The sequence below is a fragment of the Solimicrobium silvestre genome (genome assembly GCF_002976435.1).
Classification (GTDB): domain Bacteria; phylum Pseudomonadota; class Gammaproteobacteria; order Burkholderiales; family Burkholderiaceae_D; genus Solimicrobium; species Solimicrobium silvestre.
The window spans coordinates 93,157-116,694 of record NZ_PUGF01000018.1 but is presented as its reverse complement, the minus strand read 5'-3'; the positions used below and the strand labels follow the sequence as shown (position 1 = coordinate 116,694).

General features: G+C 45.4%; 22 protein-coding genes and 1 tRNA gene. 21 read left to right on the top strand and 2 right to left on the bottom strand.

Annotated features, from left to right (window positions below; translation table 11 throughout):
* On the top strand, window positions 1–93 hold a 93-nt coding region (locus S2091_RS17395), incomplete at its 5' end, for an IS3 family transposase (RefSeq protein WP_133166869.1).
* 81 nt (window positions 94–174) lie between these two features.
* Here S2091_RS17395 and S2091_RS17390 read toward each other — a convergent pair.
* Window positions 175–867, bottom strand: coding sequence for a Bax inhibitor-1/YccA family protein (locus tag S2091_RS17390; protein ID WP_105533220.1), 693 nt, complete (start codon window positions 865–867; stop codon window positions 175–177).
* 217 nt (window positions 868–1,084) lie between these two features.
* Between S2091_RS17390 and ndk the strand changes: the two genes are divergently transcribed.
* From ndk to S2091_RS17310, 16 genes are all read left to right on the top strand, one after another.
* Window positions 1,085–1,510: a nucleoside-diphosphate kinase gene (gene ndk, locus S2091_RS17385; protein WP_105533219.1), complete on the top strand. Its 426-nt coding sequence runs from the start codon at window positions 1,085–1,087 to the stop codon at window positions 1,508–1,510.
* Between the two features lie 79 nt (window positions 1,511–1,589).
* On the top strand, window positions 1,590–2,744 hold the full coding sequence (gene rlmN / locus S2091_RS17380; RefSeq protein ID WP_105533218.1) for a dual-specificity RNA methyltransferase RlmN: 1,155 nt from the start codon (window positions 1,590–1,592) through the stop codon (window positions 2,742–2,744).
* A 32-nt stretch (window positions 2,745–2,776) separates the two neighbouring features.
* Entirely contained in the window at window positions 2,777–3,544 is a 768-nt protein-coding gene (gene pilW / locus S2091_RS17375) for a type IV pilus biogenesis/stability protein PilW (protein ID WP_165795019.1), read from the top strand.
* On the top strand, window positions 3,537–4,523 hold the full coding sequence (locus S2091_RS17370; protein ID WP_165795018.1) for a helix-turn-helix domain-containing protein: 987 nt from the start codon (window positions 3,537–3,539) through the stop codon (window positions 4,521–4,523). Before pilW ends, S2091_RS17370 begins: the two co-directional genes overlap by 8 nt.
* Before the next feature lie 8 nt (window positions 4,524–4,531).
* Window positions 4,532–5,791 carry a flavodoxin-dependent (E)-4-hydroxy-3-methylbut-2-enyl-diphosphate synthase gene (gene ispG / locus S2091_RS17365; protein ID WP_105533215.1) on the top strand — a complete coding sequence of 420 codons (1,260 nt, stop codon included), beginning with the start codon at window positions 4,532–4,534 and terminating at the stop codon, window positions 5,789–5,791.
* Window positions 5,792–5,802: 11 nt separating this feature from the next.
* Window positions 5,803–7,152: a histidine--tRNA ligase gene (hisS, locus tag S2091_RS17360; RefSeq protein ID WP_105533214.1), complete on the top strand. Its 1,350-nt coding sequence runs from the start codon at window positions 5,803–5,805 to the stop codon at window positions 7,150–7,152.
* A 23-nt stretch (window positions 7,153–7,175) separates the two neighbouring features.
* Window positions 7,176–7,838: a YfgM family protein gene (locus S2091_RS17355; RefSeq protein WP_105533213.1), complete on the top strand. Its 663-nt coding sequence runs from the start codon at window positions 7,176–7,178 to the stop codon at window positions 7,836–7,838.
* Between the two features lie 80 nt (window positions 7,839–7,918).
* A complete protein-coding gene (gene bamB, locus S2091_RS17350) occupies window positions 7,919–8,989 on the top strand; it encodes an outer membrane protein assembly factor BamB (protein WP_243405472.1) in 1,071 nt (356 codons plus the stop codon).
* Between the two features lie 4 nt (window positions 8,990–8,993).
* Entirely contained in the window at window positions 8,994–10,334 is a 1,341-nt protein-coding gene (gene der / locus S2091_RS17345) for a ribosome biogenesis GTPase Der (RefSeq protein WP_105533211.1), read from the top strand.
* A 131-nt stretch (window positions 10,335–10,465) separates the two neighbouring features.
* On the top strand, window positions 10,466–10,702 hold the full coding sequence (hfq, locus tag S2091_RS17340; protein WP_105533210.1) for an RNA chaperone Hfq: 237 nt from the start codon (window positions 10,466–10,468) through the stop codon (window positions 10,700–10,702).
* Window positions 10,703–10,718: 16 nt separating this feature from the next.
* Window positions 10,719–11,837: a GTPase HflX gene (hflX, locus tag S2091_RS17335; protein ID WP_105533209.1), complete on the top strand. Its 1,119-nt coding sequence runs from the start codon at window positions 10,719–10,721 to the stop codon at window positions 11,835–11,837.
* 86 nt (window positions 11,838–11,923) lie between these two features.
* Complete coding sequence (hflK, locus tag S2091_RS17330) at window positions 11,924–13,168, top strand: FtsH protease activity modulator HflK (protein ID WP_105533208.1); 1,245 nt, start codon at window positions 11,924–11,926, stop codon at window positions 13,166–13,168.
* The gene (gene hflC, locus S2091_RS17325; RefSeq protein WP_105533207.1) at window positions 13,168–14,043 is read left to right on the top strand and encodes a protease modulator HflC; all 876 of its coding nucleotides are present in this window, start codon (window positions 13,168–13,170) and stop codon (window positions 14,041–14,043) included. Before hflK ends, hflC begins: the two co-directional genes overlap by 1 nt.
* Before the next feature lie 91 nt (window positions 14,044–14,134).
* Entirely contained in the window at window positions 14,135–15,289 is a 1,155-nt protein-coding gene (locus S2091_RS17320; protein ID WP_105533206.1) for an ATP phosphoribosyltransferase regulatory subunit, read from the top strand.
* 8 nt (window positions 15,290–15,297) lie between these two features.
* Window positions 15,298–16,611: an adenylosuccinate synthase gene (locus S2091_RS17315; protein WP_105533205.1), complete on the top strand. Its 1,314-nt coding sequence runs from the start codon at window positions 15,298–15,300 to the stop codon at window positions 16,609–16,611.
* 8 nt (window positions 16,612–16,619) lie between these two features.
* The gene (locus S2091_RS17310) at window positions 16,620–17,159 is read left to right on the top strand and encodes a phosphoribosyltransferase (protein ID WP_207769739.1); all 540 of its coding nucleotides are present in this window, start codon (window positions 16,620–16,622) and stop codon (window positions 17,157–17,159) included.
* Between the two features lie 80 nt (window positions 17,160–17,239).
* On the opposite strand, the gene S2091_RS17305 is transcribed toward S2091_RS17310, so the two are convergent.
* Window positions 17,240–17,324: transfer RNA gene (locus tag S2091_RS17305), tRNA-Leu, on the bottom strand.
* A gap of 295 nt (window positions 17,325–17,619) precedes the next feature.
* On the opposite strand from S2091_RS17305, the gene rnr reads away from it, so the two are divergent.
* From rnr to S2091_RS17285, 4 genes are all read left to right on the top strand, one after another.
* Window positions 17,620–20,097: a ribonuclease R gene (gene rnr, locus S2091_RS17300; protein WP_105533204.1), complete on the top strand. Its 2,478-nt coding sequence runs from the start codon at window positions 17,620–17,622 to the stop codon at window positions 20,095–20,097.
* Window positions 20,098–20,228: 131 nt separating this feature from the next.
* The gene (gene rlmB / locus S2091_RS17295; RefSeq protein ID WP_105533229.1) at window positions 20,229–20,969 is read left to right on the top strand and encodes a 23S rRNA (guanosine(2251)-2'-O)-methyltransferase RlmB; all 741 of its coding nucleotides are present in this window, start codon (window positions 20,229–20,231) and stop codon (window positions 20,967–20,969) included.
* A gap of 172 nt (window positions 20,970–21,141) precedes the next feature.
* Window positions 21,142–22,569, top strand: coding sequence for a TolC family protein (locus tag S2091_RS17290; protein WP_105533203.1), 1,428 nt, complete (start codon window positions 21,142–21,144; stop codon window positions 22,567–22,569).
* Window positions 22,566–23,537 carry an HlyD family secretion protein gene (locus tag S2091_RS17285; protein ID WP_105533202.1) on the top strand — a complete coding sequence of 324 codons (972 nt, stop codon included), beginning with the start codon at window positions 22,566–22,568 and terminating at the stop codon, window positions 23,535–23,537. The genes S2091_RS17290 and S2091_RS17285 overlap by 4 nt, the downstream gene beginning before the upstream one ends.
* Window position 23,538 lies beyond the last annotated feature (1 nt).

The window sequence follows — 23,538 nt, the reverse complement described above, 5'->3', positions numbered from 1 at the left end:
AACTATATTCGCTACTATAATTACGACCGCATTAAACTGAAATTAAAAGGGCTGAGTCCTGTGCAATACAGAAATCAGCCCTCGGTAGCCTAGCAATTAATCTGTCCAACTAAATGGGGTCAGTTCATTTGTCGGCATTTTTATTTCATCAACGGTGCAACTGATTAGTTTGCTTTAGTTTCTATTGCCACCAAATATACCAAGCAATGACAGTAAATTAACGAAAATATTGTACACATCCAAATAAATACGCAATGTAGCTGAAATGTAGTTGGTTTCGCCGCCGTTAATGATTTGCTGTACATCATAAAGAATGTAGGCAGAAAATATACCGATAGCAACAACCGAAACAGTTAAATACAGTGCCGGTAATTGTAAGTAAATATTCGCGATACCCGCCACAATAATTACCATCAGGCCAACAAACAGCCATTTACCCAAGCCGGAGAAATCACGTTTGGAGGTTGTTGCAATACTTGCCATCACCGCCAAAATAGTCGCGGTTCCGCCAAATGCCGTCATAATAAGCGACGCACCATTGGTGTAGCCTAATGTATAGCTAATTAAGCGCGACAGCATTAAGCCCATAAAGAACGTGAAGCCCAGCAGAACGGCAACACCCAGAGCGGATTCTTTGGTTTTTTCTATGGCAAACATAAAGCCGAAGGCAATCGCCATGAACACCATGAATGAAATGCCGGGCCTGCCTGGGAATAAAGAAAAGTTCATTTCAACGCCGATCCAGGCGCCGAGCACGGTAGGAATCATGGATAAGGCGAGCAACCAGTAAGTGTTGCGCAGAACCCGGTGGCGAATTAGCGCGCCGTCGTTACCATATACAATCGATTGTTCCAAGTTTTGACTCATTTTCTGTTCCTCGGTTAAGTTACCTAATAGTGTATAAGCATAACATAATTGAATTTGAAGAGAATTGACTGATAAATGTAAAATTAATAAAAAATTGTTATCAGGCAATGAATTGTGTAGGTCATTTAATTAGTAAGTTAGTAGATTTATGTTAAAATCTCGGGTTAGATGAATTTTATTTTTTACCCTTAGCCCTTTCATTTTATTGGAGTTTTACATGGCAATTGAACGCACTTTATCTATTATTAAGCCTGACGCAGTTGCGAAAAACGTAATCGGTCAAATTTACAGTCGTTTTGAAACAGCTGGTTTGAAGATTGTTGCTGCACGTATGGTGCAATTATCACGCGCTGAAGCTGAAGGCTTTTACGCTGTGCATAGCGCACGTCCATTTTTCAATGATTTGGTTACTTTCATGATTTCTGGCCCAGTTATGGTGTCAGCTTTAGAAGGCGACAACGCTGTTTTGGCACATCGCGATTTGATGGGTGCAACCGACCCTAAAAAAGCTGAAAAAGGTACAATTCGTGCTGATTTTGCTGATTCAATCGATGCAAACGCAGTTCATGGTTCTGACGCTGTTGAAGCGGCTGCCATTGAAATCGCATATTTTTTTCCAGCATTGAGCGTTTATTCACGTTAATTCCTAAGTTGAATTAATGTACTGAATTGAATTCGTTGTAGCTGTAATGTAAAAGTTTTTATAGATTTGAGAGAAGTAAATGACGGCAATCACCAATTTGTTGGATTTGGATCCAGCTCAACTAATCGCTTACTGCGGTGAGTTGGGTGAGAAGCCGTTTCGCGCAAAGCAGCTACAACGTTGGATACATCAATTCGGTGTAAGTGATTTTGAAGCAATGACCGATTTAGCCAAGTCATTGCGTGATAAGTTGGCGGGTCGGGCTTGTGTTAGCTCGCCTGCCGTTATCAGTGATCACACATCTACAGACGGCACCCGTAAATGGTTGTTGGATGTGGGGCAGGGCAATGCGATTGAAACGGTATTTATACCAGAGGAAAATCGCGGTACCTTGTGTATTTCAACCCAGGCGGGTTGTGCTGTAAATTGCCGGTTTTGTTCAACTGGAAAGCAAGGTTTTAATCGCAATTTGACTGTCGCAGAAATTATTGGTCAGTTGTGGATGGCCGAGTTTGAATTGCGCAAGACTAAAGGTATGATTGCTGGCCAAAAAGGTGAGCGTCAAATTACCAACGTGGTCATGATGGGAATGGGCGAGCCGCTATTGAATTTTGAGCCAACCGTAACCGCCTTAAAGTTAATGTTGGACGACAATGCCTATGGTTTATCGCGGCGTCGCGTTACGCTTTCTACCAGCGGCGTTGTGCCGATGATAGATAAGCTTTCGCAAGAATGCCCGGTTGCACTTGCAGTGTCTTTGCACGCATCCAATGATGTGTTGCGTGACGGGTTAATCCCGCTGAATAAGAAACATCCTCTTTCTGAATTGATGGCAGCATGCAAGCGCTATCTGGAATTTGCGCCGCGTGACTTTGTTACCTTCGAATACTGTATGTTAGAGGGAGTAAATGATGGCGATCATCATGCGCGCGAATTGCTTGAGTTAGTGCGTGATGTGCCATGCAAGTTTAATTTAATACCGTTTAATCCATTTCCTGAATCTGGTTTAAAGCGGTCGAATAATTTACGTATTAAAGCGTTTGCGCAGATTTTGTCAGACGGTGGATTGGTAACTACAATACGTAAAACTCGCGGTGATGATATTGATGCGGCGTGCGGACAGTTAGCCGGCGAAGTGCAAGATCGAACCCGAGTACAAGAACGAATGCAAAAACAAGCCGAATATCAAAAAAAATTCGGTTCCAACTTTGGTCGGATCGTGGAGATTACTTAATGAGAAATTTTTGGCGTAGGATATGCTTTTGTGTGATTTTGTCTGGAATTTTGACTGCATGCACGACAACTTATGATGCGCCGAAACTTGGTTCTCCTTCGGTCAATGATGGGCAAGTACAAGGCAGCGATGCAAAACGCGCTGCAATTCGTTTGCAGCTGGGCATCAGCTATTTACAGCAAGATCAATTTCCAGTTGCTCTAAAAGAGTTGAATAATGCAATATCAATTGATCCCACTCTGGCTGATGCGTATGGTGTACGCGCGGTGGTTTATATGCAAATGCAAGAAAACAATTTGGCTGAACAAGATTTTTTACGGGTGATGAAACTAGCTCCGAACAATCCAGATCACACCAGTAATTACGCCTGGTTTTTGTGCCAAAACGGTAAAGAAAAACAGGCGATGGATATGTTTGACCGAGTAATTAAAGATAGGACTTACACTCAGCCAGTTAAAGCGCTGAATAATGCCGGTTTGTGTAGTTTGAAAATGAAAGACGATGTCTTGGCTGAAAGTTACTTTGCTCAAGCACTGCGTTTTGATGTGAATAATGCGACGACAAATTTGAACTTAGCGCATCTAAGTTATAAAAAACAAGATTGGACGCGTGGCCAATTCTACGTAAACAGGCTTATTAAAGTGGAAGCTTATACGCCTGAGGTGTTGTGGTTGGCGATTAAGATTGACCATAAATTAAACGATTTAATCTCTGAATCAAGTTTGGTTGTTCAATTGCGTCGACGTTTCCCTGAATCAGATGAGTATGCGAAGTTCCAACGTGGAGCGTTTGATGAGTGAGGGTGTTAAACTGGCCATCGTGTCTGAATCTGGTGCAAGCCAATCAACTCACGCATCAAATGCCATGAGTGTCGGAGAGCGGCTAGCGTTTGCTCGGACTCAGCAAGGCCTGTCTATTGAGCAGATCGCAGGTCAATTAAAGTGGTCCACGCGCCAAATTGTTGAAATAGAAGCGGGAAACTATGCCGTTTTGCCTGATCTGTCTACAGTCCGCGGCTTCGTTCGAACTTATGCCAAAATATTAAAACTCGATGCTGCTCCGTTACTAGAGGAGTTATCGCTCGAGTTTGCTAAGCTGCCGGTTAAAGCTGTGGATAGGCCGTTGCTTGACACTCCGTTTCCAACTGGGCGCATGCCTTGGCTGGGGCGACAAAACAACCGATCACAGCGAGTTTTTGGCGGCTTATTCTTGGCGTTTTTAGTTTTGCTGGCAGTCTTTGTATATCGGGCCGAATTGTTTCATTTATTTCGTAGTATTTTGCCTGTCAGTGTAGAAAGCAAAGCAGAGCATGCTGATGTATTAACTGTGCAGCCAGATACTCATATTGCGATGCCTGCAACGCTAGAAGCCAACTCACCTTCAGTAGGTATAAGCCCGTCTGGCGTTTCGCGTCCGGTAGCAGAGGCTAGTGTTGCGCCTGTGTCAGCTTCTGTTCCTACACAAGTGCCGGCGTCAGTATCTGCAAATGAATCTTTGCCAGTAACTCCAGTGCAAAAAACAGAAACAAAGAATATAAATCCTGATGATTCCCTGGTGTTGAGTTTTAAGCAGGATTCTTGGGTGCAAATTAAGCATTCAGATGGTAGTGCCGTGTCTTCACACCTTTATAAGGCGGGTACTGAAGAAGTCGTTAATGTGAGCCAGCCGCTAAATTTAATTATAGGCAATGGTCCTGGCGTCGAGGCAAAACTGCGCGGGCAAAATTTGGTTTTGCAAAAACAAAACGGCAGCAATGTTGTTAATTTAAGTGTTAAGTGAATGTCGTAATGATACAAAATAATGAGAGTTCACCTATTCTTTCTGGTGCTATAAAAAGACGCACTAGTCGTTCAGTAATCATTGCGCATGGAGATAGGCAAGTTATTGTCGGCGGCGATGCTCCAATAGTGATCCAGTCGATGACGAATACGGACACCGTTGATGCCATCGGTACTGCAATTCAAATCAAAGAATTGGCGCGTGCCGGTTCGGAATTGGTGCGCATTACGGTGAATACGCAAGAAGCTGCTGCTGCGGTAGCTAGCATTCGTGAACAACTTGATCGTATGGGCGTGGACGTGCCGTTGGTCGGTGACTTTCATTACAACGGGCATACCTTATTAAAAGAATTTCCTGATTGTGCGCAAGCGCTTTCAAAATATCGAATTAACCCTGGGAATGTAGGGCAGGGTGCTAAGCGTGATTCCCAATTTGCGCAAATGATAGAAATTGCAGCGCGCTATAACAAGCCGGTGCGCATAGGGGTGAATTGGGGTAGTTTAGATCAGGGTTTATTGGCGCGCATTATGGATGAAAATGCACAGCGCAATTCACCTTGGTCAGCACAGTCCGTGATGTATGAAGCCTTAATCGTTTCAGCCTTAGAAAATGCGCAGCGTGCCGAGCAAGTAGGTTTGGCTGGTGACAAAATTATTTTGTCGTGCAAAGTATCTGGGGTGCAAGATTTAATTGCTGTATACCGCGAATTAGCGCGCCGTTGTGATTATCCGCTTCACTTGGGTTTGACTGAAGCTGGTATGGGAAGCAAGGGAATCGTTGCTTCTACGGCGGCATTGTCCGTACTATTACAAGAGGGTATTGGCGACACAATACGGATATCGCTGACACCTGAGCCGGGCGGTGATCGCTGTAAAGAAGTTATAGTTGGTCAAGAAATTTTGCAAACAATGGGATTGCGTAAATTTACGCCAATGGTTATCGCTTGCCCCGGTTGTGGCCGTACTACTTCCACAGTATTTCAAGAGTTGGCCGATGATATTCAAACTTATTTGCGTGAGCAAATGCCTGTTTGGAAAACGCAGTTTGCCGGCGTTGAGGCGATGAATGTGGCAGTAATGGGATGTATCGTGAATGGTCCCGGTGAATCCAAGCATGCCAATATTGGTATTAGTTTGCCGGGAACAGGTGAGTCTCCGGCAGCTCCGGTTTTTGTTGATGGCGTAAAAACAGTCACTTTGCGCGGTGAAAACATTGCAAAAGAATTTCAGCAAATCGTTTTAACTTATGTGCAGTCTCATTATGGTTAGGTTTTAGTCGTATGTCCGAAAATAAGAAGTTAGAAAAAATCGTCGGCGTGAAAGGCATGAATGACATGCTTCCGGCCGACGCCCCATTATGGGAATTATTTGAAAATACTGCGCAATCGGTATTTAAGAGTTACGGCTTTCAGCAAATAAGAACTCCGATTGTCGAACAAACGGCGTTGTTTGCGCGAGGCCTGGGTGCCGTGACGGATGTCGTTGAAAAAGAAATGTATTCGTTTGAAGACTCGATGAATGGCGATAAGCTCACCTTGCGGCCCGAAAATACCGCTGGCGTGGTGCGTGCTGTCATTGAGCATAATCTGACCTACGAAGGCCCGAAGCGCTTGTGGTATACCGGACCGATGTTCCGTCATGAAAGACCGCAACGTGGTCGTTATCGGCAATTTCAACAGATGGGCGCTGAAGCGTTGGGCTTTACAGGTCCTGATATCGATGCTGAACTGATTATGATGTGTCAGCGGCTGTGGGATGATCTTGGTTTGCAAGACGTACGCCTGGAATTGAATTCGATTGGTGATGCCGAAGAGCGCAATAAACATCGCGCCGACTTGATTATTTATCTTGATCAGCATAAAGAGATCATGGATGCGGAAGCGTTGCGTCGTATGTATGCAAATCCGTTGCGGATTTTGGATACCAAAAATCCAGCGATGCAGGCAATGGTAAATGCCGCACCAAAGTTGCTTGATTATCTTGGTGCTGAATCTCTGGCACATTTTGAAGGTGTCCAGGCAATTTTGCGCCACAACAGCATTCCATTTACGATTAATAATCGTTTAGTACGCGGTTTGGATTATTACAATCGCACTGTTTTTGAGTGGGTAACGGATGAGTTAGGCGCGCAAGGTACGATTTGCGCTGGTGGTCGTTACGATACCTTAGTCACTATGTTTGGTGGTAAGCCAACACCTTCCTGTGGTTTTGCGATGGGAATCGAGCGTATTTTAGAGCTGATGAAATCGGCTGGTGAAGCCCATCAGCCAAGTCAATGTGATGTCTACTTGGTGCACCAAGGTGCAGACGCTCAAATGCAATCTTTTGTGTTAGCTGAAAGATTACGTGATGCTGGCTTGGATGTTGTGCTACATTGCGCATCTATCACAGGTATTGGTAGTTTTAAATCTCAAATGAAACGCGCTGATGCGAGTGGAGCGTCTTTTGCTATTATCGTTGGCGAAGATGAGGTTGCTCAGGGTGTTGCGATTGTAAAAGCACTGCGTGGAGATGCTGAACAAAACAATCAGGCAACAGTGCCATTTGATACCGTGGTTGATTATTTGGTCGATCAAATTGCGGGGAATGACCATCATGACCATGAAAATTGTAATCATACACATCATTAATTTATCAATAAGCAGACATATACATGGCATACGATCACGAAGAACAAGAGCAACTAGAATCTCTTAAAGCATGGTGGAAGCAATATGGCAATTTAATCACATGGACACTGATAATTGTCTTGTCGATATTCTCTGCATGGAAAGCATGGGGGATTTATCAGGTTAAGCAAGCCGGACAAGCATCTCTGTTGTATGAAGAAATGCAAAAAGCAATTCATGACAAAGATCAGGTGAAAGTGTTGCGCGCAGTAACTGATGTGCAAGATAAATTTGCTGGTACTGATTATGCTCAGATGGCGAGTATGTTGGCTGCAAAAAATGCTTTTGAGGCGAATGATTTAAAAACCGCGAAAACACAATTAATGTGGGTTCAAGAGCACGGCAAAACAGCAGAATTCAAATCGTTAGCAAAAATTCGCTTGGCTGGAATTTTATTAGATGAAAAATCGTATGACGATGCGTTGAAGGTGTTGTCCGGTGATTTTCCTGCTGAGCTGGCAAGTGCTGTAGCTGATAGAAAAGGTGATATTTTCGTAGCACAGAATAAAACCGATGAGGCACGCACTGCTTACCAATTGGCTATAGATAAAAGCACGGATAAAAATCCTGGTCGCCAATTGATTCAGTTGAAACTTGATGCTATCGGTGGCTCGCCAGCGAAAGTGGCAATTGAAAGTGGTAAATAATTAAGCTGATGAGAACATATATGCGTAGAGCTATAAAGTTGATGTGTGTTAGTGCTGCAGTCTGCTTGACAGCATGTTCGATGTTTAAAGAGCCAAAAAATCCACCTGCGGCCTTAGTTGAATTCAAGTCAAGCATGTCCATCAAAGCTGTTTGGTCTGCGAATGTGGGTGCATCTGGTGATTACGTATTTGCTCCAGTCGCTGTGCAAAATAGTATTTTCACTGCAGCTGCTAACGGCAATATATTTCGCTTCGATAATGCAACTGGCCGTGAAATATGGAAAGTTGAAGCCGAATTGCCACTGACGGCAGGCGTCGGTGCTGATAGTTCTACGCTGGCAGTTGTTGGTGAAAAAGGTGTATTACTAGCTTATGATTTAGATGGTAAGTTGCGTTGGAAAGCGCAAGCCTCTAGTGAGGTTTTGTCGACACCTGTTGTTGGTGGCGGAGTTGTCGTGGTGCGTAGCATTGATAACCACATTGCCGCGTATGACAGCGTTACCGGCAAACGCCGCTGGGTAGTTGAGCGCACCTTGCCGCCGCTGATTTTACGTAGTGCCGCTGGCATGGCAATTGCTGATAACAGTGTTTATGTTGGCCTTCCTGGTGGTAAGTTAATTGCGATTACCTTGATTAGCGGCAGTGTGCGTTGGGAAGCTGCCGTTGGAGAGCCACGCGGAGCGACCGAGCTGGAGCGGGTTGCCGATGTTTCGGGTGTTCCTGTTGTTTTGGGCTCTGATGTTTGTGCATCTGCCTACCAAGGTAAAGTATCTTGTTTTGATGTGAAAACAGGTGTGATGCGTTGGGGTAAAGCCCTCTCTACTGACATGGGCGTCAGTGTTGATGAGCGGTTTGTATTTGCTGTAGATGATAAAGGTACGGTAAATGCGTTTAGTCGCAGTGCAGGCTTAAGTGAATGGAAAAATGATAAGTTGGCATATCGCCGTCTTTCAACTCCAATTTCATTTGGTCAGGCAGTTGCTGTTGCCGATATGAGTGGTTATGTTCATTTTCTTTCTCGTGAAGATGGTTCTTTTTTAGCTCGGACTAGTACTGATGGTAGCGCCATTGTGGCGACACCAATCGTAGCTGGAGCTAACGTAGTATTTCAAACAAAGGTAGGGGAAATCGTCGCTTTTGCGATTGATTGATTTAATGAAGCCGGTAATTGCACTTATAGGCCGACCAAATGTCGGCAAATCCACGCTGTTTAATCGGCTTACTCGTTCACGTGATGCATTAGTGGCCGATATGCCTGGTTTAACTCGTGACCGTCACTACGGTGAAGGTCGGGTGGGCGATCGCCCTTTTTTAGTTATCGATACAGGTGGTTTTGAGCCAGTCGCTAAAGAAGGAATTATGTATGAAATGGCAAAGCAAACTAAACAAGCTGTTGCGGAAGCGGATGTCGTTATTTTTATTGTGGATGGAAGACAAGGTCTAACTCCACATGACAAAACTATCACCGACTTTTTACGCAAATCAGGCCGTTCAGTAATGCTGGTTGTAAATAAAGCGGAAGGAATGAAATACACCTCCGTTACAGCTGACTTTTATGAATTAGGTTTGGGTGATCCTTACGTAATCTCTGCCGCACATGGTGACGGAGTTTCTGATTTAGTGATCGAAGCATTGGACATAGCTTTTTCTCAGCGTACTGAGGAAGAAGAGCCGGATAGCCAGGATCGTGGCATTAAATTGGCGATTGTTGGCCGTCCTAATGTCGGTAAATCTACCTTGGTGAATGCTTTGTTGGGCGAAGAGCGTGTTATTGCATTCGATATGCCGGGCACTACCCGAGATTCTATCGAAATCGCATTTGAGCGTGACGGGCAGAACTACACCTTAATTGATACTGCTGGTATCCGTAAGCGCGGTAAAGTATTTGAGGCGATTGAAAAGTTTTCAGTTGTTAAAACACTGCAATCTATTTCAGAAGCCAATGTTGTGTTATTGTTACTCGATGCGCAACAAGATATTTCTGAGCAAGATGCGCATATCGCGGGGTTTATTTTAGAGTCTGGCCGTGCTTTAGTGGTCGGTGTGAATAAATGGGATGGCTTGCAAAGTGATCGTCGTGATGAAATTAAGAGTGATATTGAACGTAAATTAGGCTTTTTATCTTTTGCTAAATTTCATTTTATATCCGCGTTAAAAACATCTGGAATTGCACCGATGATGAAATCGGTTATTCAGGCTTATGCCGCAGCGACAGCAAACCTTTCTACGCCAAAATTGACGCGTGCTTTAATTGAAGCGGTTGAGCATCAACAGCCAAAACGTAAGGGGTCGATACGTCCTAAGCTGCGTTATGCGCATCAAGGCGGGCAAAATCCACCAATTATTGTTATTCATGGTAACGCGTTGGATGGTGTGGGCGATGTTTACAAACGTTATCTGGAAAAACATTTCAGAGAGACTTTCTCGCTGGTTGGTACTCCGTTACGTATTGAAATGAAATCAAGTAAAAACCCCTTTTCAAAAACTGAAAAATAAGCATAAACTTAAGTTTTTATAGAATATGAGCGCTTTGCTCGTATATACTTACCACTGTAGTTTTTTGGACAGGCATTGAAAAATGCCAAAATGTCCTCAACTCCACACTACAACAACACTATGGAGCTGCTATGAGCAACAAAGGGCAATTGTTACAAGACCCATTTTTAAACGCTTTACGCAAAGAACATATCCCTGTTTCAATTTATCTTGTGAATGGAATTAAATTGCAGGGTCATATTGAATCATTTGACCAATACGTAGTTCTACTGCGTAACACGGTCACACAAATGGTTTATAAACACGCAATATCAACGGTGGTTCCTGCGCGAGCAGTAAATTTGCCTACGGAGTCTGAGCCTGAGTAAAGTAATTGAATCGAACATCCGTGCAATTTTAGTAGGGGTGGACTTTGGTAAGTCAGATTTTAATTCTAGTTTGGAAGAGCTTTCATTATTGGCTCTTTCAGCGGGCGCTAAACCAATTTCCACTATTACTTGCAAACGATCTAGTCCAGATTCAGCATTATTTGTAGGTAGTGGTAAGGCTGATGAAATTGCACATGCCGTTCTTGATCATGAGATTGAAATCGTTATTTTTAATCATGCTTTAAGTCCAGCGCAGCAGCGTAATTTAGAAAAACATCTAAAAATACGCGTGGTAGATCGCACCAGCCTGATCCTTGATATTTTTGCTCAACGCGCTAAAAGCCATGAAGGTAAGGTGCAAGTCGAGCTTGCCCAGCTGCAGCATTTGGCAACGCGCTTAGTCCGCGGCTGGACCCATCTGGAGCGACAAAAAGGTGGGATTGGTTTGCGTGGTCCTGGCGAAACTCAATTAGAAACAGATCGCCGCTTAATCGGTGATCGAGTTAAAGCGTTGAAAGATAAGCTGGCTAAATTACAGCGCCAACGCGAAACGCAACGACGTGCCAGAGGCCGCAGTCGAGTTTTTTCAGTCTCGCTAGTCGGTTACACAAATGCTGGAAAATCAACCTTATTTAATGTGCTAACTAAGGCGGGTGCGTATACGGCAGATCAGTTATTTGCCACTTTAGATACTACCTCGCGCCGTGTATATCTTGGTGATGCAGGGCAAATCGTCGTTTCAGATACCGTTGGATTTATTCGTGAATTGCCGCATCAGTTAGTGGCTGCATTCCGTGCTACGTTGGAAGAAACAATTCATGCTGATTTGCTCTTGCATGTTGTTGATGCAGCAAGTCCGGCACGCTTAGATCAAATTTTGCAAGTAAATCAAGTTTTGCAAGAAATTGGCGCGGATCATATTCCTCAGCTCTTGGTCTGGAACAAGATTGATGTTGCCGATTTAAGTGCGGGAATTGATCGCGATGAGTATGATAAAATACAACGTATTTTTTTGAGCGCCAAAACAGGGCAGGGACTTACTGAATTGCGCGTGGCGCTTGCTGAATTCGCTGCGCAACTTGGGTTTGGACCTCCAAGTGTTGAATCGACCGATCATGAATCGCATCAGGTTTGATGTTACACAATAGAATTTGATCACGTTTTAATGTAGTTGATTTGAAAAAATCACCCCGCTCTTAACCTCAATCGGAAGATCGCAGAATGGTTGTTTCACTTTTAAAAAAAATGGGTGCAATATTTTCCCTGAACGACCCTAAATGGGGACGCGGTTCAGGCAATGAAAATGATGGAAATAAACCCAATACACCTTCCAATGGACCGCCAGATCTTGAGGATTTATGGCGTGACTTTAATCAAAAATTAAATACCATGTTCGGTGGCAAGGGCGCAGGTTCCGGTGGTGGGCGTTCCCCAGATTCTAACGGCGCAAAAATGGGCGCGGGGTTAATTGTCATCATTTTGCTATTACTTTGGTTAATTAGCGGATCTTTTGTGGTGCAAGAAGGCCAAACCGGCGTGGTGATGACTTTCGGTAAATTTAGCCATGAAACGACTTCGGGGTTTAACTGGCGTTTGCCTTACCCAATTCAAAGTCACGAAATTGTGAATGTTTCACAAGTACGTACTGCTGAAGTTGGTTATCAGTCCAATGCAAAAAATAAGCAACCTAAAGAGGCATTGATGCTGACTGACGATGAAAATATCATCGATATTCAATTTGCAGTGCAATACAAATTGAAGAGCGCACCAGACTGGATTTTTAATAATCGCGAACAAGAAAGCACGGTTAAACAGGTCGCTGAAACAGCAATTCGCGAGGTGGTTGGCCGTAATAAAATGGATTTTGTTTTGTACGGGAGCCGGGAAAAAGTCGCATTTGATGTTAGCCAGTTAATACAGGAAATACTTGATCGTTATAAGTCTGGCGTGCAAGTAACTAACGTTACTGTGCAAGGTGTGCAGCCGCCAGAGCAAGTTCAGGCAGCTTTTGATGATGCAGTTAAAGCTGGTCAAGATCGCGAACGTCAAAAAAATGAAGGCCAAGCTTATGCGAATGATGTGATTCCTAAGGCACGTGGCGCTGCGGCACGTTTGCAGGAAGAATCGCAGGCTTACCAGGCTCGTGTGGTTGCTAACGCTGAAGGTAATGCTTCGCGTTTTAAACAAGTCTTGACTGAGTACCAGAAAGCGCCAGCGGTTACGCGTGACCGTATGTATTATGAAACCATGCAGCAAATATTTACCAGTACAACCAAAATGATGATTGATACCAAAAACGGTAACAATATGATTTATTTGCCGCTCGATAAATTGATCGGACAAACTTTATCACCTGATGCCGCCGCTCCAAAATCGGTGGGTATTCCTCCTGCGCAGGAGGTCACCAATGCGAATGATTTGTTGCGTGCCAGAGATAATCATTCACGTGATCGGGAGGGCAGATAATGAATAAGCTAATTTCTACCGGAATCGCCGTAATTATTGCCCTATTAGTTTTTTCGTCTACGGTATTTGTTGTTGATCAGCGCCAATTTGCAATTGTGTTTGCATTGGGTGAAATGAAGACAATTATCAGTGAGCCGGGACTGCATTTTAAATTGCCACCACCATTTCAGAATGTAGTTTTCTTGGATAAGCGCATTTTAACGATTGATTCACCTGAAGCTGATCGTTTTATTACGGCAGAAAAGAAAAATATTTTGGTGGATTCATTTGTTAAGTGGCACATCACCGATCCAAAATTGTATTACGTTAGTTTTGGTGGCGATGAGCAGCGCGCTAAAGACCGGATGAATCAAATTGTTAAAGCTGCGCTGAACGATGAAATTACTAAGTTGACAGTACGCGATGTTATTTCAGGCGACCGCAGCAAAGTAATGGATGTATTACGTGCTAAGGTATCGCTTGAGGCTAAGCAAATTGGCGTAGATATTATTGATGTGCGCTTAAAGCGGATTGATTATATTGATACGGTTAATGAGTCGGTTTATGGTCGGATGAAAGCTGAGCGCACTCGGGTTGCTAATGAATTACGTTCTACTGGTTATGCTGAGTCTGAGCGAATTCGTGCTGATGCTGATAAGCAAGGTACCGTTATTTTGGCCGAAGCTTATCGCGATGCTGAAAATTTACGTGGTGAAGGTGATGCACGCGCTAGTCGGATATATGCTCAGGCATTCGGGCAAAACCCGGAATTTTATAAATTTTATCGCAGCTTGGAAGCTTATCGAGCAAGCTTTAAAACTAAGAATGATGTGTTGGTAGTAGATCCAAATTCAGAGTTCTTTAAATACTTTAAGGCTCCAGGACAAGGTAAATAGTCCTGTCATTGTTGGTGATGTCATCACAAGCCCAAAGCTTAAAAACTTCGGGCTTGTGCTACGTTTATTTTGTTACTTTTTTTGAGTCATCATGCCGAATTGGCTTCTCCCCGAAAATATTGCCGATGTCTTGCCTTCAGAAGCGCGCAAGATTGAAGAGTTACGACGTCGTCTGTTAGATCTTTTTAGATTGTACGGCTATGAATTGGTCATGCCACCCATGCTGGAGTATTTGGAGTCATTGTTGTGTGGCGCTGGTCAAGACTTAGATTTGCGTACTTTTAAATTGGTTGATCAATTATCCGGCCGTACTCTTGGGGTGCGGGCTGACATGACAACGCAAGTGGCTCGGATTGATGCGCACTTACTCAATCGCAACTCGGTAACTCGTCTTTGCTATGCAGGGAGTGTGTTGCATACACGCCCATCTGGTTTACATGCGACCCGTGAACCATTGCAAATTGGCGCGGAAATATATGGGCATGCGGGCTTGGAGGCTGACGTGGAAATTCAGGAATTATTGTTGGCTTCCATGTCGTTAGCAGGTATGACAAAAGTTCGCCTTGATTTGTGTCATGTTGGGGTACTACGTGCAATTTTGGCGCAGGATCCGCTTGCCAAACAGTCGGAATTAGCATTGTACGCGTTGTTAGAAACTAAAGATATTCCTGGATTGAAAGAAATTTCCACTGATTTTCTTGAGCAGACTCGCAATGCATTACTGGCCTTGCCAAATTTATACGGTGATGTGAATGTTTTGGAGCAAGCTCGCCAAATTTTGCCTAAACTGCCTGAAATTAATACTGCTTTAGATGAGTTGGCTTTCTTAGTATCATTGATACCTTCAGATATTGATGCGGAAGTCACGATAGATTTGGCGGATTTGCGCGGTCTTCATTATCATAGTGGAGTTACCTTTGCGGCCTATGTGCATGGCTTGCCAAATGCGGTAGCGCGAGGCGGGCGTTATGATCATGTTGGTGAGTCGTTTGGGCGAGCCAGACCTGCAACAGGATTTTCTTTGGATTTGCGCGAGTTGGCGCGGTTGTTACCTGGTGCCGAGCGCAAAGATGCGATTATGGCTCCTTGGGGTTTAGAAGTGGGTTTACGTGAAAAGATAGCGCAATTACGTAAGCAGGGTGAAATTGTGATCCAGAGTTTGCCGGGTCACAAAAATGAATTAGACGAATTCGACTGCAATCGCGCCGTCGTATTTGAAAATGGAAATTGGATACTTAAAAGTTAGGTTAAGCGATGTCACAAATTAATACCGCAAAAAATGTTGTTGTCATAGGCACCCAATGGGGCGATGAAGGCAAGGGAAAAATCGTTGATTGGCTCACGGATCACGCGCAAGGCGTAGTTCGTTTCCAAGGTGGCCATAATGCCGGTCATACGTTAGTCATCGGTGGTCAAAAAACTGCATTGCAATTAATACCGTCAGGGATTATGCGAGCTGGCGTTGCTTGCTATATCGGCAATGGCGTTGTGTTATCTGTGCCGGATTTATTGCGTGAAATCGATAAATTGCAAGCAAACGGTGTTGAGGTTGAGTCGCGCCTTAAAATTTCTGAAGCTTGCCCAGTAATTTTGCCTTACCACACTGCGTTAGATGCAGCACGTGAGGCAGCGCGTGGCGCAGCTAAAATTGGCACTACCGGTAAAGGGATTGGCCCAGCCTACGAAGATAAAGTGGCACGTCGTGCAATTCGTGTTGCCGACTTGTTAAATCCAGAGCGTTTTGCGGAAAAATTACGTGAAAATTTGGATTATCATAATTTCGTTTTGACTCAGTATTTACATGCGCCAGCGGTTGATTTCCAAAAAACACTGGATGACACATTAGCGCAAGTGCCACGCATTGCGCCGATGGTGGCTGACGTATCCAGTGCTCTATATGCAGCATACAAAGGCGGTGCGCGTTTGTTATTTGAAGGTGCGCAAGGAAGTTTGTTGGACGTTGATCACGGTACTTACCCGTTTGTTACCTCAAGCAATTGTGTCGCAGGTAATGCAGCAGCAGGTTCTGGCGTTGGTCCAAGCATGTTGCATTATGTTTTGGGTATTACCAAAGCGTATACAACCCGGGTTGGTTCAGGTCCATTTCCATCCGAATTGACATCAGAAAATGGTGTTGGCAAACATTTGTCGTCAGTTGGCTGTGAGTTTGGTACTGTCACTGGCCGCGCACGTCGTTGCGGTTGGTTTGATGCTGCTTTGTTGAAGCGTTCGGTACAAATCAATGGCGTTTCAGGAATGTGTCTGACCAAGTTAGACGTATTGGATGGTATTGATACTTTGCAAATTTGCACAGGTTATACGGTAGACGGTAAGTCTGCAGATATTTTCCCAAGTGGCGCCGAAGAGGCATCGCGCTGCGTTCCGGTTTATGAATCCATGCCAGGTTGGACTGAAAGTACCGTTGGTGCAAAGAGCTTGGATGCATTGCCAGTGAATGCCCGTAACTACATTAAACGGATTGAAGAATTAGTTGGAGTGCCGATTGATATGGTCTCGACTGGTCCTGACCGTGAAGAAACAATTGTATTGCGTCATCCTTTTGCCTGAGGTTGTTAATGTCTTTGTCGGATACAACTGATGGGCATCTTTGGGTATCGTGGGATGAGTATCATCGCCTGATTGAAAAATTAGCTTTGCGTGTTTATGAATCTGGTTGGGAGTTTGATCAGATTTTATGTTTAGCGCGCGGCGGGCTCAGGCCTGGCGATGTGTTGTCGCGTATATTTAATGTGCCATTGGCGATTTTATCCACAAGTTCTTATCGCGCTGAATCTGGAACGCAACAAGGTGTTTTGGATATTGCAAAGCACATCACCATGACCAGCGGTAGTTTAGCTGGTCGTGTTTTAGTGGTGGATGATTTGGTCGATACTGGCGTGACCTTGCAAGCGGTAACGGCTCATTTAACTGAGCATTTCCGTGCAGTGACCGAAGTTAAATCGGCAGTGATTTGGCAAAAGGCCGCATCATCGATTGTTCCTGATTACGCTATTGAGTACTTGGTAGGTAATCCATGGATACATCAACCATTTGAAGATTATGATGGCCTGCGTCCTGATCAATTGTTGATGCGAGTGCAGAAGCATCACGGTTAGGCTATTCACTAGTTTGCGATGAAGGCAAAAGGCAAAAAAAATCCCATTAGCGAACTAATGGGATTTTTAAACTTAATGCTTGGTGCCCACGGAGGGACTCGAACCCCCACACCCTAAGGCACATGGACCTGAACCATGCGCGTCTACCAATTCCGCCACGTGGGCAACGAAGCCGAAATTATAGTAGAGTTTGGCTGAATCGCAAAGAAGTTAATGCAAAATATTGCAGAAATAATGCAAAAAATTAGTCGGAAAAATAAAGCAGGAAAATAACACGACATTTGCTTCTATTTTTCATCGTAAGAAATTGCTTTCTGATGTTAAATTACAGTGATTTTTAGAAATAACAGTGAAATTTTTACGAATTAAACTGCAAGCTATCATCAAAGAATATAATCGCGCTGTGCCAGGTAACTCTAACTTGGCCCGCCACACAAACAATTAAAGAATAAATAATCATTTGAGCAAACATACCTACTCCATTCCCAGTCGTGAAGACATTCTTGGCGTTTTGCGCAGCAATGCTGCTAAACACGACTCCCAACAAATTGCAGCGGCACTCGGTGTTCCACCGGATGAGCATGACGGCTTGATGCGACGTATTAACGCAATGGAACGCGACGGTCAGGTCAAACTGGATAAAGAGGGGTTTTATCACGTGCAAAGCAAAGACAATTTCATCGCGGGTAAAGTCAGTAGCCATCGCGACGGCTATGGCTTTTTAGTTCCCGACGACGGTAGTGACGACGTGTATTTGCCTGAACGCGAAATGCAGCGCGTTTTAAATGGTGATCGGGTGTTAGTGCGTGTAGTTGGGACTGATCGACGCGGGCGTTTGGAGGGTGGCATTGTTGAAGTGCTGGACCGTGCCAACACCCACATTATTGGCCGCCTGTTAAATGAAAATGGCGCGTGGGTGATTGCGCCGGAAGACAAGCGGATTAGTCAGGATATTATGTTGGCCGGACCTCCGGGGCAAGCTAAAGCAGGTCAGGTCGTGAGCGTGCAATTGACTGAGCAACCGACACGCTATGCGCAGCCGGTCGGGAAAATTGTTGAAGTGCTGGGCGATGTGGATGACCCCGGTATGGAAATTGAAATTGCGGTGCGTAAATTTGGCGTGCCACATATTTTTTCCGAAGCAGCATTGAAGGCTGCCAGTAAATTACCGGGTGAAGTAAAACCGGCTGATCTGCAAGATCGGGTTGATCTGCGTGATATTCCCATGGTCACGATCGATGGCGAAGACGCGCGCGATTTTGATGACGCAGTGTATTGTGAGCCGGTTAAAATCGGCCGTATTGCTGGCTACCGTGTGATCGTCGCTATTGCCGATGTCAGCCATTATGTGAAGCCAAATGACGCGATTGATGGCGATGCGATATTGCGCAGCACTTCAGTGTATTTTCCGCGTCGGGTTATTCCTATGCTGCCGGAAAAACTCTCTAACGGCTTGTGCTCGTTAAATCCGGATGTGGATCGTTTAACCTTGGTGTGCGATCTGGTCATTACTGCGCATGGTGAAGTGAAGGGTTATCAGTTTTATCCTGCCGTGATCCATTCTGCGGCGCGTTTTACTTACACTGAAGTCGCCGCTATTTTGGGTAACACCAAAGGGCCGGAAGCACATAAGCGCGCAGCGTTAGTACCACATTTACTGCATTTGCAAGAAGCCTACCATGCGCTGTTAGAGGCGCGGCAATTGCGCGGTGCGATTGATTTTGAAACGACTGAAACCTATATCGTCTGTAACGCAGCTGGCAAGATTGAAAAGATATTGCCGCGCACCCGTAATGATGCGCATAAATTGATTGAAGAATGCATGTTGGCGGCCAATGTATGTGCTGCCGATCTGCTAATTCGTCATAAGCAGCCAGGCACGTATCGGATACATGCCAGCCCGTCTAAAGAAAAGCTCAATCAGGTACGTACTTATCTTAAGCAGCTTGGTTTGAATTTAAATGGTGGTGATAAGCCTTCGGCTTCCGACTATGCGGATTTGATGAAAAAAATCAAAGGCCGTTTAGATGCGCCGATTTTGCAAACGATGTTGCTGCGCTCTATGCAGCAAGCGGTTTATAGTCCAGACAATATCGGTCACTTTGGTTTGTCGTATGACGCTTATGCGCACTTCACCAGCCCAATTCGCCGCTACCCTGACTTGCTCACACATCGTGCCATTAAAGCGATTTTGCTCGGCAAAAAATACGAGCCGACAGGAATCGATGTTGGTTCATTAAACAGCACAATTTCAAACGCGGCTCGCAAGCAGCAAATCGTTGATAAGGCCGATGGGAAGCAAAAGAAAGACCCAACCATCTGGGACGCTTTGGGCGTGCATTGCTCTGCCAATGAGCGTCGCGCCGATGAAGCTTCGCGTGATGTGGAAGCTTGGTTGAAGTGCTATTACATCCGCAATAAATTGGGCGAAGAATTTACCGGCACCATTTCTGGTGTAACGCAATTCGGTATTTTTGTGCAGCTGGATTCGTTATACATTGAAGGCTTGGTGCATGTGACTGATCTGGGCGCGGATTATTTCCAGTATGACGATGCACGTCATGAATTGCGTGGCGAACGTACTGGCAAGCGTTATCAATTGACTGATCGGGTGACTGTGCAGGTGACTCGGGTGGATCTGGATGCGCGCAAAATTGATTTGTGTTTGGTGCAGCCCGGTGCGCCTCGTGCCGTCCCTGGTGCTAAAACCTCAAAAAATGCTAAGTCAGGCAGCGGTGCTGTAGTGAAGGCAAAGTCTAATGCCGCAAATTACGATGAAGTCGTGCCGTCTAAAGTCAAAGCGCGTCACGGCGCTGCTGAAGGTAAGCCGGCACGGCCCAGCAAAGCTGCTAGCGTAGCTAAGCGTGAAAAAAACGTCAGTGGCCGTAGTAAAGGCAATACAAAAGTTACTGGCAAAAGTAGCTTGAAGAAGCGATAGAAACAGAACTTATGCAAAACCGCCCCGGCGGCGTTACCCCTCCTTGTTGTACAGATGTACTGTCTGCGTAGGTGTACCTTGCTGGAACAAGTTTGCGTAAGTCCTTAATAGAAATGATAGAAACGATAACAATGAAAAGTAAATTTATATTTGGCTTCCATGCCGTCACTGCGCGCTTGCGTCACGAAGCTGCTAGCGTAGAAGAAATCTATGTCGACACCGGTCGTCAGGATCGACGTATGCTGGAATTAATTAGTGCTGCTAAAGGCGCTGGTGTACGCGTGATTCCGGTTGATGAATTGCGCTTGGCGAATATGGTGGGTACACGCCGTCATCAAGGTGTGGTTGCTAAAGCGGGTGAAATCTCATTGGCGCGCAATTTGGATGAATTACTGGACGCCATTGAAGGTCCTGCACTGATTTTGATTTTGGATGGTATTACTGATCCGCATAACTTAGGTGCGTGTTTACGTGTGGCGGATGGCGCTGGCGCACATGCCGTGATTGCACCGAAAGACCGTGCTGTAGGTTTAAATGCTACTGCTGCAAAAGTTGCCAGTGGTGCTGCGGATACGATGCCTTACATCACCGTGACCAATTTGGCGCGCACCATGCGTGAATTAAAAGAACGCAATATTTACGTGGTCGGTACTTCAGATGACGCTGAAAAGAGTCTGTATCAGGCTGATTTTACCGGTGGCGAGGGAGTCGCTTTAGTGATGGGTTCAGAGGGCGAGGGCATTCGTCGCTTGACGCGTGACACCTGCGATTTTCTGGTGAGTGTGCCAATGTTTGGTTCAGTAGAAAGTTTGAACGTGTCAGTAGCGTCTGGTATTTGTTTGTATGAGGCACGTCGTCAACGGCTAGTGTGAACTACTTGTAAATAAGTTGTAATGCAGCAAATGAAAAATGCGCCATTTTTAATGGCGCATTTTTTATGTCTTATTGGTTTGACTTTGCATTTTGAAAATTAAATTTTATATTTTGTTAGTAAAAATATTTGTATATTTGTATAATGCAAAAAACATTCAATAAGGGAAATGGATGCGGATTGCATATCACTTAAACCGCTTTAGCCTACATCTGTATCAAGGAACAAGTGCGGCCTTGCTTACAGCGATATTTATCAATACTAATTCTATCGCCGCAACACCATTCAATTTTGAACAGGCGCAACAACAATTATTTGCCCGTGGCGGCGATATCGTTGCTGCTAAAGCAGAGATACGCAGTAAAGAATTGTTGACTGAATCACTCCAGTCGCTTGATTATCCGCGTATTTCATTGGCGGTGACTGCACTGGAATATAAACAGCATTTGGGCATTAATCTCAGCTCCATCACAGATCTGCTCAACGATCCTTTAGCAGGTTTACCGATGCCGCCGCTTACAACTCTGCTACCAGATAGTTTTGATTACACCTTGCGCGGCAGTCTGGTGTCTAAAAATGTGAGTATGTTCTGGCCGTTATATACCGGTGGGAAAATCACTGCCACACAAAATTTAGCCAAGGCAACTATAAGCCAGGCAGAATCGGAACTGCATCACACCAAAGAACAATTGGTCAGTGTCTTGGTCCAGCGCTATTTCGGTCTGCAATTAGCCAGACAGGCAGCACAAACTCGTGCCGATGTAGTGGCTGGCGTAATGGAAAATGACCATGCCGCTATGCGCATGGAGCAGCAAGGTGTGATCTCGCGTCTGGAACGTCTGCAAGTCCAGGCTGCATTGTCGGACGCCCAGCGCAATGCCGCCAAAGCACGGCGGGATGCTGAAATAGCCGAAGTTGCTTTGCGCCACATGCTAGCCAGCGATATTGAAGTCGAGCCGCAAACAGCGCTGTTCGTGATTAGCGCTGCACTGGAGCCGTTGCACGATTTTATACAAACGGCTTTGGCGCAACATCCGGGGTTGGGCATTATTGCCGCCAAGCGTGACCAAGCCAGCCAATTGCTCGCGATTGAAAAAGCTAGTTACTTACCGACCGTAACCCTACTTGGTCGCTATGAAGTCGCTCCTGTTGATCGAGCCGACTGGATTGTTGGTCTCTCTGTTCGGGTGCCGCTGTTTAACAATATAGACCGCCGTACTTCCGTTGGCGCTGCTGAACAGTTGGTGATTAAGGCCGATGCCTTAAAAGAACAGGCTTTGCTCAATATAGAAACTCTGATCGAGCGCAATTACCGCTTAATGGAGCAGGCACGCGAACAATATCTGATGATGGCAGAAAACGAAGCACTGGCAAAAGAAGCCTTGCGCCTGCGCAAAGTCGGCCTGAAGCAAGGCACCGGCACAGTATTGGAGATTATTGAAGAGCAACTCAATCTAGCCAAGGTACAGACCGAACGCAGCCAAGCCAGTTATGACTTTGTCGTGGAACTGGCTAATTTGCTGGAAGCCAGCGGTCAGTCGGAGCGCTTTTCAGAATACGCCCGTCGCGCCGATATTCGTATTACCAGAGAAAATTCATGAAAAAAATCCACTTTATTGGCGCCGTCATTGGACTAGTTGTCGTGACGCTACTTGGGATTGGCCTGTTTCAATCCACCAAACCGGTTGCGCCGGTATTTCAAGGGCAAATCGAAGCCAGAGAAATTGACGTTGCACCAAAATTACCTGCCAGAGTAGCGTATCTGGATGTGCATGAAGGCGATCAGGTAGAGATAGGCCAAGTGCTATTGCGTCTGGACAGCCCGGAAGTGGCTGCCAAATTACAGCAGGCCAATGCGGTAAAAGATGCCGCTGAAGCGCTACGCGACAAAGCCAATAATGGTGCCAGGCCGGAGGAGCGCAAAATGGCTGAACTAAACTGGCAACGCGCTGATGCCGCCGCACAATTAGCCAAAGTCAGTTTTGAGCGCGTGAATAATTTGTATAAGGAAGGTTTGCTGTCGCAACAAAAACGCGACGAAGCCCAAACCCAGTGGCAGACATCCCAAGATGCAGCCAATGCTGCACGCGCCCAAGCTGATATGGCGAACCAGGGCGCACGCATTGAAGACCGCGCTGCGGCATCGGCTCAGGCCCGGCAAACTGCCGGAGTACTTGCAGAAGTAGAAGCAGCACAGGCCGAAACACAGTTAAAAGCACCCGTCGCAGGTGAAGTCGCCAAAGTATTGATACGCGCTGGTGAGTTGGCTCCAACGGGTGTTCCATTAATTACCATCGTTGATCTGAGTGATACTTGGATGGTATTGAATGTGCGCGAAACCTATCTGCAACGCTTTGCCAAAGGCCAGGAGTTTGATGCGACGATTCCGGCACTGGGTAATAAAATTGCGCGCTTCAAGGTGCGCACCAATGCCGTGCTACCCGACTTTGCAACTTGGCGTGCCACCCGCAGCAACGCCGGTTACGATGTCCGTACCTTTGAAATTAAAGCCTATCCAGTCAATAAAGTCGACGGACTGCGCCCCGGCATGAGTGTGTTAATCCAGTAAT